Below are 11,518 nucleotides of genomic sequence, written 5' to 3'. Positions count from 1 at the left end.
GTCAAGCCGCCGGCGTCGTGGCCGTGCTGCCAGATGAAACGGTACCAGCCCGGCGACGGCACGCCGGCACCGTAGCCGCTGGCGAATGCCAAATGCCGGTCGCTCCAAGGTGTCCAGGTCGCTTCGGTTTTGAGTTTGGGCGCTTTGCCGACCAACTTGCGGTCGTCCGTGAGTTTGGCAAAATCGCGCAAGGCCGGCGTATGCCAGGCACCGCAGACCACGGCGACGTCGCCTTCGGTTTCGGTCAAGGCCTTGCGGATTTGTAAACGCATGTAGGCTTCGCGCTGCAAGGTCAGTTCGCTTTCTTGGGTTTGCCGGCGCAATTCGGCCACGGCCTGTTCCAGCACCGGAAAATGTTCGCTGCCCGAATGCGATTCTTCGATGTAATCGTTCCACCAGGCTTCGGCATCGTCGTAACCGGCCAAGGCGGCCAATTCGCTGAAGGGGTCGCGTTGCTGCCGCGCTTCAGTTGCCGCTTCTGCCACATCCTGATTTTCGTCCCCTTGGTTTTTTTCCAGGCGGTAGGCATAGGGCAAATCGATGAACTCGGCCGGAATAGCGTTTGCGTCGGCCCACAGCAGCGCCCGCCATTCTGGCGAATAAACCGCAAACGGGTAAAAGCTGGCTAGTGCTGGGTCTTGCGCCGCATACACCAAGATCGCCAGCGGCGGCTGCATCGCTTCGCGGCCTGCGAAGGCGATCAACTCGTTGGCCTCGGGTGGGCCTTCGATCAAAATTTTGGCTGGTCTCAGAGCATTTAATGCCGCCTCCAGGCTGCGGGCGCTGCCCGGCCCGTGGTGGCGGATGCCGAATAGGTGCAGCCTGTCTTCGGCCATCGTTACAGGCTTTCTCTGACAGCGGCATATAAGTCGCGCCAATCCTTGCGCGGCTTGATGACGTTTTCCAGATATTCTTCCAACGCGATGCGGTCCTGCACCGGGTCTTTGAGCACGGCACCGACGATGTTGTTGGCGAGCTTTTCGGCGTCTATGCTCCCGTCGCCGAAATAAGCGGCCTCCGACCAAGCGCCGACCGTCACCGAAATTGCATCGGCGGCCGACAGCGTGGAGGAAGGCGATTTGACCTTGTGCCGGCCGTCTTCGGTTTCGCCGTTACGCAATTCGCGGAACATCGTCACCAGCCGGGCGATTTCCTTGTCCGCCGGCGCAATCTCGGGCAGACGCAAGCCGACGCCGATATCCGCGACCCGTTGTTTGACGATGGCAATCTCCTGCTCCGGGCTTTCCGGCAGCGGCAACACGACGACATTGAAACGCCGCTTCAGCGCGGCGGACAATTCGTTGACCCCCTTGTCTCTGTCGTTGGCCGTTGCGATTAGATTGAAACCTTGGGTGGCGTGTACCGCGTCGTTCAATTCGGGAATCGGCAATACCTTTTCCGACAACACCGTGATCAAGGTATCCTGAATGTCAGAGCCCATGCGGGTCAGTTCCTCGAAACGCACTATCGTACCGCTTTGCATGGCCCGCATCAGCGGCGTCGCGACCAAGGCCTCGCGGCTCGGGCCTTTGGCCAGCAGTAAGGCGTAATTCCAGCCGTAACGGATTTGGTTTTCATCTATGCCCGACGTGCATTGAATCAGTTGCTGGGAATTGCCGGAAACGGCGGCGGCGATATGTTCCGACACCCAGGACTTGGCCGTGCCGGGCACGCCTAACAACAGCAGCGCCCGGTCGGTCGCCAGCGTCGCCACCGCCGTTTCGATCAGACGCCGCTGGCCGATGTATTTGGCACTGATAAGCGTGCCGTCGTGAGTCTTACCGCCCATTAAATACAACACCACGGCCTGCGGCGACAGCATCCAATTGTCGGGTTTGGGCAACTTGAGCGCTACATCGTGGCCCAGCAAGGCATCCAGCTCGGTTTTGAATTGGATTTCGACGGGCTGGCGGAGAGTGTTTTCGGTCATGGTCTGATCCCTGTGTTATCGATCTCGTGGGTATAAGCTTAGGCGATGAAATTGGCTACCGCTATTTCAAACTATCGAGCAACGCCAAAAAATCCAACGGATTCGCGCCGCTCCGGAAGGTAATCTCTTGCACCTTGTTTAAATAGGGCTCATGCAGTGATTTGGGTAGCAACAGCGCGCAGGCGGCCAGCGCTTCCATCGCGCTACCGGCCTGATACGGATTTTCTCCGCCGCTTTGTAAACGTGTATTTTTGAAGGCTTTGCCGTTCAGCAAGGTTTTGCTGGCTTTTTCCGTCAGGGGCTGTGCCAGCCATTCGGATAGCGCCAAGAGTTGCAGCGTATTCAGATTGTCGGCGCCTGCCAGCCAAGTCGCGGCTGTTTCGGCCAGTTGCAGTTTGTCCGAAAGCGGCGCTGGCTTGAACCACGTCAAGATAAGCGGCAAGCGGCTAAGCAACATTTTTTCGTCCTCCTTTTGCAACAATGCCAAAGCCAGCGGATAGTCTTGAGCCAAGGCGGCCGAGCGGGCGAAGGGTAAGGCCAATTCCTGATCGATCTTGCGCGGCAGATCGGCTGGCGCCAGTTTCAATACCGCCGCGATGTCGGTGGCGGGCATGAATTCGGTTAATGCCGACAATTCTTCCAAGCTTTCGGAGGCTTTCTTGCCTTTTTGCTTGGCCAGCCCGATTTTGCGAGTTAAAAACTGCGTCTCCAAGCGCTCGGCCAAGTTTTCCCGGTTTTGCCGAGCCGCTTCGGAATCGGGAAAGCGCGCCAGCAAGCGTTGGGCGATTTCTACGACTTTACCGGAGCGGTCTTTGTCCAGGCTTTCCAGAAAGGCTTGGTCGGCGGGGTTTAGGCCAATGGCCAGTGTTTCGACGTACATTTGCCGCAAGGCCGCGGGCGCTTCGGCAAAGTCTTTTTCCAAGGCCTGGCGAGCGGTTTGGGGATCTGTTATGCGTTGCTGCTGCAAAAAAGCTTGTTGTTCGGCTTTACCGAATTGTTGCCAGTTGTTCCAATCGATTATTTCGTCCGACGTCGGAGACGGCTGCAGCGACAATTGCTGCCGGTACCAGTATGCGTAAGTGCCTGGCTTCGCGGTGGTTACGGACAAATATTTTTCCAAATGCAGCAAATCGAAGGGATGCAGGCGGTAGCCGTTGCCAGCCAAATGCCGGTCTATCGCCCGACAATAGGCTTCCCAAACCGAGTTATTCGCAGGTGGCTGGCCGGCGATACGCAGTAAAGCGCGCCTAAGCGGGTCCGGCAGCAAGGTGCCGGCGTCTTGCGGCGGCTGTAGTTCGGGCAGCGGTGAATCGCGCTTCACGTTGACGTCGGCATACACGCGACGTTCGGCCGCCAACGCAATGGCCGCTAGCTGCGGCATTTCCGTTAAGCCGGATTCCGGTAATTTGGTTTTTTTCAAACCCAGCGCTAATGCGGCTTCTATGCCGGCCGCATCGTGCAAATCGAAATCGGAAGTCCTCATGCGACGCTCCAAAAGCCGTAGGCGGTGTCTGCGGACAGCAAATCCGCCCGCCAGCCGTCCCAAGTCAATGTCGCCCGCCTTATCGGCAAGCCGGCCAAGGCGAGTAGCGCCGCCGGATCCGGGCGCTTAATCGGTACGGCGGTGCCGTGATCGCTCAGCCAGAATTGGCCATTTTCATCTACGAGAACTTTAGGGTTGGCGACCGCCAAAGGCCAATTCGGTAACCAGGGATTTTGGCTACGCATTGCCAGGCGGCTCGCCAATGCGTCGGCCAAACTGACGTCGCTGACTGTGGCCACCGGGCCATCGGCACGGCGGTAATCCACCAAAACGCCTCTAAGCGGCGTGGCCGACGGAAAATAAACGACGCTGCCTTCCAAAACCTCGCCACCTAGGAATGTCGGTGCAACGGTGCCGGCCGAGACGTGGTGATAATCGATCAATACCGCGAAGCGGCCAGTGTTCGCTTCGGCTAGTTCAAGCCAGGTTTCAATACGCCTCAGGCCGTCGTTTTGCAGGTATTCGCGTACAGCGAGAACCTGCCAAAGCCCCTTAACGCGTTCTGCGTCCTGCATTTCCAGCAACTGCTCGCGGCTAAGGTTCCAGCCGACCAAACGCCGGACATCGTGGCGTAAAGTATCCGGCAGCCGGTCTTGATTTTGATAAGCACCGGTCAATAAATACAATGCGCTCAAATGTTGATGCAAAAAACGCGGCCTATGCGCTTCCGGAATGTGCATCGCACTCGCTGCCAGTTCGTCCAGTTGAGAAGCGAGCCCGGCGGCTTTGGCGTCGACCAAGCGCTTAGCCGCCTGCCGGCAAGCCGCCGAGCAGTTTTGTAAAAATGCCAACAAACCGCGTTCGTAAACATCTTCCAACCACAGCGTGAAGTCGGCCAAGCCTGTCAAAATAGCCGCTTCACGCTGTAGTTGGTTGCGCTCTTTGGCTTTGTTGGCGCGCTCTTCGTCCTTAACCGGCTGCTCGCCGGTGGTGTCGTCCAAGACCAACGCGATGTCTTTCGCGGTCGAAACGTTAACCGCCTGATCGGCCTGTTTGGAACCGCGCCTTTTGGAAGACCAATCCAGCACCCAAGAAGGAACTTCGTTTTCGCTGAATTCGTTGGGATGCTGCCGGTAACGCCACATCAACGCCAAGCTGTGTTTGCACGGGAATTTGCGGCTCGGGCAGGTGCATTTGTAACCCAAATCGCCCAACGCGACGCAGGCCCGGTACGGCGCTGATCCCGAGCCATGACATTCGCCCCAAATGAAACTTTTGTCGGCGGCGATAGCGCTCAGTGGCCAGTGCTTGCCGTCGATCAATTTGCGGGCCGCTGCCAAGGAGGCTTGGTCGGGTGCAAGAGCTTCGATTCTTTCCAGAGTGATCATCTACAATTCTCCATCATTAATCTGAATCCATATTCCCTTTAGCTATTTTAGGCCGCCGCTCTGGTCGAACATATTAGTTCTAGGCGCGGCAATCGCCCGGATTTTTTCACAACGCCTACGGAACTTCTACATTGATAACGTTCCACCAATTGAATGGCTTGTTGATGTTCCCGGCGGCGGTCAGTGTGCGATTAGTAGAATCGGAGTCGGCGTTCGTACATTGGGAGAGAAATCCAACATCTGCTCGACAACCGTACATCAAGATGATCGCACATTCACACTGGTGACAGTATCACTTCAAAAAGGCTCGTTTGAGATTCTGATCGAAGAGAAGAAAGACGAACAAGGGCAATGATAATAAATTACCCCCCAACAAGGCTATTTCATACGGACGGCGAAAGCCGCCGCTTATACTTTCGTTGCGAGGCCCGGAGAGTGATGCGTTAGCGAGCGGCGGCCGAGTAGTTCCACGTAGCCCCAGGACCGGGCGGTTTTCCGTACAGGGAAACTGCAAGGCATCCCGAGCGGGCGTTGGGTCATTCGAGAGCCAGAAACCCCGCATTCGCGCGAGGGGAATAGACAGGTTCGCCGGAGGCAATCACCGTGACGATGCAGGCGCGATTGATCACCATGACCTGCAGCCGACACTCGCCGGAATTGATTATTTTCCAACTGTTACTTGGGGCGCTGAACTTCAGTTTTATGGGTTTAAGATGAAATGATTGAAATTCTTTGATTGGCCGGTGTGAGGCATTGATACTGTCATTTTGCTCGCCGAATAGCGGACAGCCACTGGGTCAAAGATTGCCCTAACAACTAATAAATTGGATATTTACCCTAATCGGCGGCTTGTGGCCGATGGATGCGGTCGCCAAAGACTGCTTTGTAGTCCTCCATCTATCAAAGTCTGGATTTGGCTGACTGACCGGTTTAGAGAAACGCGACAGACCGGTTTGGGTGTGCGCCGTGCAAAGGCGGCGTTTGACCAGTGGGTGAGAGACCCACCCGGCTAAATCGCTCCGGCCGGAAGCAATCGGAGCAGTCATGGAGGTAACGAAGTGGCTGAAGCCTCCGATGTAAAGGATCGCTATAGGCGATTCCGCGAGTGTGCAGGCCGTAATGCGAGTGAACACCGAGCAAGCCTCGAAAACGACATCGCGCAGGTCGACCCGGCGGCCATTCCGGGGAAGGCTGATACGGCTGGGGAAACGGGCGAAGAGTATCCCTAGTCGCTGCGCCGGGGTAGTGGTGACAGCATGTACACAAGGTAAGCGCACGCAACACGGGAAGCCCTGTGGCGTGGTCAGCGATGACCAACGGACGCCCGCGAGGGACAGGCCGGGCGCTGTAGGGTGGCGGAGAGGCTTGTAGTACCGAGGAAGCCGGGTAATGCCGGTGGAGGGAAGGGGCCTTAGTTCAAGATCAACGCAATAAGTGGAAAAGGACAGGAGATTGGGTAACCTATCAACTCCGTTAAGCGTTCAGAAACTACAGAGGGCGTTACACGCAAAAGCGAAGGCTGAAGCCGACTATCGTTTCTATGCGCTGTACGACAAACTATATCGAGAAGACATCTTGGCGCATGCCTATGCTTGTTGCCGCTCCAATAAGGGCGCACCGGGCGTGGATGGTCAGAGCTTTGCGGATATAGAGGCGTATGGCGTGGGGCGGTGGCTTGGCGAACTGGCGCTTGCGCTCAGAGAGGAAACATATCGACCAGACCCCATCAGGCGAGTCTATATCCCGAAACCGAATGGCAAGCTGAGGCCGCTAGGCCTATCGACGCTACGAGACCGGGTCTGTATGACGGCAGCAATGCTGGTAATAGAACCGATCTTCGAAGCTGATCTACCGGACGAGCAGTATGCTTACCGTTCGGGCCGTAATGCTCAACAGGCGGTGATCGAAGTGAAGGATCATCTATATCACGGCCACCCGGATGTCGTCGATGCCGATCTTGCGGACTACTTCGGGACAATACCCCATGCCGAGCTACTCAAGTCGGTAGCACGCCGGATTGTTGATCGGCGTGTGCTGCATCTGATTACGATGTGGCTGGAATGTCCGGTAGAAGAAACCGATAAGCGTGGACGGACGTCACGCACAACCGAGGCCAAAGATCATCGGTATGGTATTCCACAGGGATCGCCCATCTCACCGCTGCTATCGAATTTGTACATGCGACGGTTTGTGCTGGCGTGGAAGAAACTGGGCCTGGAACAGCGGCTCGGCAGTCGGATTGTCACCTATGCCGATGACCTAGTGATCTTGTGCCGACGCGGTAAAGCCGAAGAAGCCTTGCAATTGATGCGCAAGGTCATGGGGCAACTCAAGCTGACGGTAAACGAGGATAAAACGCGAGTCTGTAATGTGTTGGAAGATGAGTTCGACTTTCTGGGTTACACATTTGGCCTGCAGTATCGGCCGCAAAACGGTAAGGTCTATTTGGGCTTCCGGCCATCGAAGAAAAGCATCAGGCGCATGGTCGAAAAGATACATGCATTGACGGCCTATTCAATGGCGTGGCATGACACCACGTTGCTGATATATAAATTGAATCGCATGCTACGCGGTTGGTCGAACTACTTTAAGGTAGGAACCTTCAATCGCGCCTATCGTGCGCTGGATAATTACACGGCAGCGCGGCTGCGTCGGTGGTTACGCAACAAGTATAAGGTGAGAAAGCGAGCAGGCGGAGGCTATCCACTTCCGTACCTCTATCAGACTCTTGGTTTGATACGCCTAAGCCGCTTGGGGTGTGACGATCCGTGGGCGAACGCGTGATATTTTGTCCGAGAGCCGGATGCGGGAAATCTGCCAGTCCGGTTCGATGAGCGGGGTGTGGAAACGGGGTTATGGTTTTACTGGTGAGGCACCGCCAAACGAAAGGGGCGGCAACAGATACGCGAAACCTAATACTACCGCGCCACATCTCGACTCTACCGTTATGACACAGTGATAATTTCAATTTGCTCGCCGAATTCCGGACATTCGAATGGATTACAGGATGTATTAATCGTTGAAATTGAATGGCCATCCCGACCGACAGGTAATCGCCGTACCGGGGCCTATCTTTCTAGCAAGCCCATTGGAACAATGCTCGTATTCTTGCAATCTCAACCGATGAATTTGTTATTGGCTTCGGCTTCAATTACCCTGCAATAACGCTGCACCGCATCTCGAATTTTTCCCAGTCGATCGAGCTGTTGCCGGATATGGGCAAACTCTGTTTCCAGTTCTTCGACTAATTCCGCTTCCCAGGTGGGTTCCCCCTTCAGTAGGTTGCCGAGCGGATAACGATAGCCACGGCCTTTCTTAACATACTGCGCAATGGGCTTGGTTTGACCGTTTTGCCGTAATGTGGCCATGCGATACCACTCAATGCTGAAACCGCGTTGGTTTTCCCGGCAGCGGATGCGGACGCCGATTCGGCCCGATTCGCTTTTGCTGTGTTTCTGGCGCTGGCTTTTCATTTGGCGCCAATAATCATCGACCAATACTTTGGCTTGCGCCTGGAGATGATCGCACCGGGTTTCGATCCAATGCAGCAAGTCTTGTTCAGTAAGATTGAGCTGACTGTTGACAGGTTGTTCGCTGGACATGAATTTTCCTATTACTTAACTGTAGGGATAGACATGGACAATGCCTAAGGGGGGGGCTGTTCATTGCGAACCTCGGAAAGCGCCTTAGTGCATAGGTTTTGCACCTTAAATGCCTACCGAAGTAGGCATATCACTGTCATTTTCTGAATGGTTCATTTAGGCATTGCCTTGGCAAAACGACGTGACTCATGCCTACCTAGGAAATAACTTCGGCTTTCAGGCCGATTACCGTTGCCACGTTTCCCTACTAGCGTAGGCAAATCGAAAGTCGATTTCCTATTAGTATTTGCGGGCCATCGCCCGTTCGCAATAACGCCGGCATTTTAGGCAACCGACATGGGATGCCGATTGCAGTTGACGCCGAATTTGCGATCGTCTGCCGTTACGGTGGGATTCTGCGATAGCTTTTCGAACCATCTTGCAGCTGATGGCGTTTTCGTCGTCAGCTGCAAAAGTCGCTAGGAAGATCTGACGGACAATGGCGCGATGAACCGAAATGCCATTTCTTTACCGATCATCTTGAGCTTGTGTCTCAGAGCCTCTCTGGCGATGGGTAAGGACGACACGTCCGAAGTTTCCTATTTCGTCGACAAGCAGCGCGGCTGGTTTTGGTATGAGGTGTTGCCTGAGCCGGTTAAAAATGCCCAACCCGAAATTCAAGACGATCAGCAAAAGCCCAAACCTGACATCAAACCGCCCAGTGACTTTCATGCTGAAATTGAACCCAAAACACAAGCCAAGCCATCTGCAGAACCCCAACCACTGTCCTCGGCCTGGTTGAAGCAAAACCTTGAGCATTACTTGAACCAGGCTATCGACGATCCCAGTCCCGAGAATGTCGCGGCGTTTTATTACCTGCAGCGGGTGATGATGGACAAAGCCGAGCGCTTTACCAATGCCGCCCGCTACGTGGTGATGTCAGATCCGCAACTCGATGAAACCGTGCGCCGACCGGTGGCGACCTATGCGGCCAATGAAGCCAATCATCAGGCCAGCGTGGTGGCCGAACGGGCCTTGAAAGCGATTGCCGCGCAAGCCGGCATTTTGTTTTTCTTTCGTTCCGATTGCCCTTATTGCCATGTGCAGGCGCCGATTCTGGCCATGCTGGAAAACGCCTACGGTTTCAAAATCTATCCCGTGTCGCTCGATGGTTTGCCGATGCCGAACGGCTTTTTTAGCCAGTTCAAACGTGATAACGGTCAGGCTGCGATGTTGGGGGTTGAGCAAACCCCGGCGCTGTTTCTGATGAAACCGCCCAAGCAAATTGTACCGTTGGCGCAAGGCGCATTGTCGCTGGAAGAAATCACCGGTCGGATTCTGCTAGCCGCCAAGGAAGCGGGTTGGATCGATGCTTCGCAATATCAAACCACTCAGGGTATTCGCAATACGCCGATGCTGTTACCGGCCGCCGGTAGCATCAGCCCTGCGGTCACTCAAGATCCACAGTCACTGATCCAGGCATTGCAACGCAGTGCACATTTTGGGAGCACGCCATGACGTCATTTTCGCTATCACGACGCTATCGCCAGGTGGTCTTGATCCTGTTGGTAGCGAGTGCCACACCAGCTTATGCCGACCTGCAACAGGAAATGGACAGTATGTTCGGCACCATGACCAACTTCACGGCGCCGACCGCGCATTTGGGACAGCGCCGTGGCGTGATTACCGGCGGCAGTCTGGTGGCGCGCAATGGCATTACCAATACCAATCTGGTGTCGTTCGTGCCGCCGTCGTTCAGCGCCGGCTGCGGGGGCATCGATTTGTTCGCCGGCAGTTTCAGTTTCATCAACTTCAACCAATTTGTGCAACTCATGCGTAATGTTGCCGGCAATGCGGCAGGCTATGCATTTCAACTGGCGGTCGGTGCCATGTGTCCCTGGTGTGCCTCGGTGATGACCGATCTGCAAAAGAAAATCCAGGAGATGAACCAGATGTTCAGCAACTCTTGCCGCTTGGCACAAGGCTTGGTGAACGATACGGTCAAAGCCTTCGATTTGCAAAGCAAAACCAATTTGTCCAACGCCTCGTTTACCCAAGGCATTTCCGATGTGTTTTCCAGTTGGACCAATACCAGTACCTTGGGCGATCCGGTACAGCAGATCAAGCAGAACGACCCGACGGATATGACCAAGATCATTCAAGGCAATCTGGTCTGGCGGGCCTTGGTCAACCAAAACGCCGGCGGCTGGTTTCGGTTTGGCGGCAACAGTTTACTGGAAGCGGCAATGAGTATTTCCGGTACCGTGATCGTCGATGCCCCGCAGGCCTCGCCCGATGGAAGAGGCGAGAACAATGCCATCAGCGCTCCGCCGCCGGTGTTGCGGATCAAGGATTTGATGTACGGCAACGATGCCGGCAATAGCTATCAGACGGTTCGGATGTATACCTGTACGGATGGGCACGATGCCGATCAGTGCCTCAAACCCATCGTCCAGAACGTCAATCTGGTGGGCGTGAAGCAACGGGTGATGGAAATCCTTTTGGGTTCAGCTAATAGCGGCAACGGCTTGATTTACAAATTCTCAACCAACAGCGGCCAAATTACCGATAGCGAAAAAGCCTTCATGCAAACCGTGCCGGATGCCATCGGCGGCATGATCCATAACCTGGCTAGAGAAGATGCCGGCATTGCCAAGCTGTGGGCCGAAGAAGCGGCACCGGTGATTGCCCTGGAATTGGCGCAATTGATTTTTAACGATTTGCTCGCCGCAGTACAAACCGCCGCGCACATGAACGACCATGCCTACGCCAAATTGCTGATGGATGCCTTGAAGGATGCTAGAGAGCAAATCCAGGACGAATACGTCTCCATTGCCGGCCGCTATGGTAACCCGCAAACCTTGATGGCGTTTTATCAGCAATTGATGAATACCGTAAAGCCAAAACATTACGGTACCGTGGCGCAGTTACCGGCTTCCGGTACCGCCTGGCCGACGCCTTAGTCCTTATCTTTTCTCTACAGGCCATCTCCTATGTTTGAAATCTTTTCCGTAGGCGATTCTGCCTATCTGCAAGCTGTACTGAATGCCGTGGCGATGATCTCTGGCACCGGCGATTACCGTACCGCGGCGGCTGTCGGCGGCTTGATCGGTGTCATCATCGTCATGCTCAGGGC

Annotated in this window: 9 protein-coding genes; 4 read left to right on the top strand and 5 right to left on the bottom strand. The window is 55.1% G+C overall.

The genetic code is table 11. The features are described from left to right. From NP596_RS16860 to NP596_RS16845, 4 genes are all read right to left on the bottom strand, one after another. The coding region (locus tag NP596_RS16860; protein WP_256616557.1) for a DUF5682 family protein at positions 1-836 on the bottom strand (836 nt) is incomplete at its 3' end. A gap of 2 nt (positions 837-838) precedes the next feature. Next, positions 839-1,930: an ATP-binding protein gene (locus NP596_RS16855; protein ID WP_256616556.1), complete on the bottom strand. Its 1,092-nt coding sequence runs from the start codon at positions 1,928-1,930 to the stop codon at positions 839-841. A 61-nt stretch (positions 1,931-1,991) separates the two neighbouring features. Then, entirely contained in the window at positions 1,992-3,413 is a 1,422-nt protein-coding gene (locus tag NP596_RS16850; RefSeq protein WP_256616555.1) for a DUF5691 domain-containing protein, read from the bottom strand. Continuing rightward, positions 3,410-4,801 carry an SWIM zinc finger family protein gene (locus tag NP596_RS16845; RefSeq protein WP_256616554.1) on the bottom strand — a complete coding sequence of 464 codons (1,392 nt, stop codon included), beginning with the start codon at positions 4,799-4,801 and terminating at the stop codon, positions 3,410-3,412. The genes NP596_RS16850 and NP596_RS16845 overlap by 4 nt, the downstream gene beginning before the upstream one ends. A 1,452-nt stretch (positions 4,802-6,253) precedes the next feature. Here NP596_RS16845 and ltrA point away from each other — a divergent pair. After that, positions 6,254-7,585 carry a group II intron reverse transcriptase/maturase gene (ltrA, locus tag NP596_RS16840; RefSeq protein WP_256616553.1) on the top strand — a complete coding sequence of 444 codons (1,332 nt, stop codon included), beginning with the start codon at positions 6,254-6,256 and terminating at the stop codon, positions 7,583-7,585. 332 nt (positions 7,586-7,917) lie between these two features. Here ltrA and mobI read toward each other — a convergent pair whose 3' ends face one another. After that, a complete protein-coding gene (gene mobI, locus NP596_RS16835) occupies positions 7,918-8,403 on the bottom strand; it encodes a conjugative transfer protein MobI(A/C) (RefSeq protein WP_256616552.1) in 486 nt (161 codons plus the stop codon). Between the two features lie 486 nt (positions 8,404-8,889). Here mobI and NP596_RS16830 point away from each other — a divergent pair, with 486 nt between their 5' ends. From NP596_RS16830 to NP596_RS22090, 3 genes are all read left to right on the top strand, one after another. Beyond that, a complete protein-coding gene (locus NP596_RS16830) occupies positions 8,890-9,900 on the top strand; it encodes a conjugal transfer protein TraF (RefSeq protein WP_256616551.1) in 1,011 nt (336 codons plus the stop codon). Then, complete coding sequence (locus NP596_RS16825) at positions 9,897-11,345, top strand: conjugal transfer protein TraH (RefSeq protein ID WP_256616550.1); 1,449 nt, start codon at positions 9,897-9,899, stop codon at positions 11,343-11,345. The genes NP596_RS16830 and NP596_RS16825 overlap by 4 nt, the downstream gene beginning before the upstream one ends. Before the next feature lie 30 nt (positions 11,346-11,375). Further along, the coding region (locus NP596_RS22090) for a conjugal transfer protein TraG N-terminal domain-containing protein (protein ID WP_371927969.1) at positions 11,376-11,518 on the top strand (143 nt) is incomplete at its 3' end.

The sequence above is a fragment of the Methylomonas rivi genome, assembly GCF_024505165.1.
Lineage (GTDB): Bacteria > Pseudomonadota > Gammaproteobacteria > Methylococcales > Methylomonadaceae > Methylomonas > Methylomonas rivi.
The sequence above is the reverse complement of the archived record's forward strand: the minus strand, read 5'-3'. Positions and strand labels throughout refer to the sequence as shown.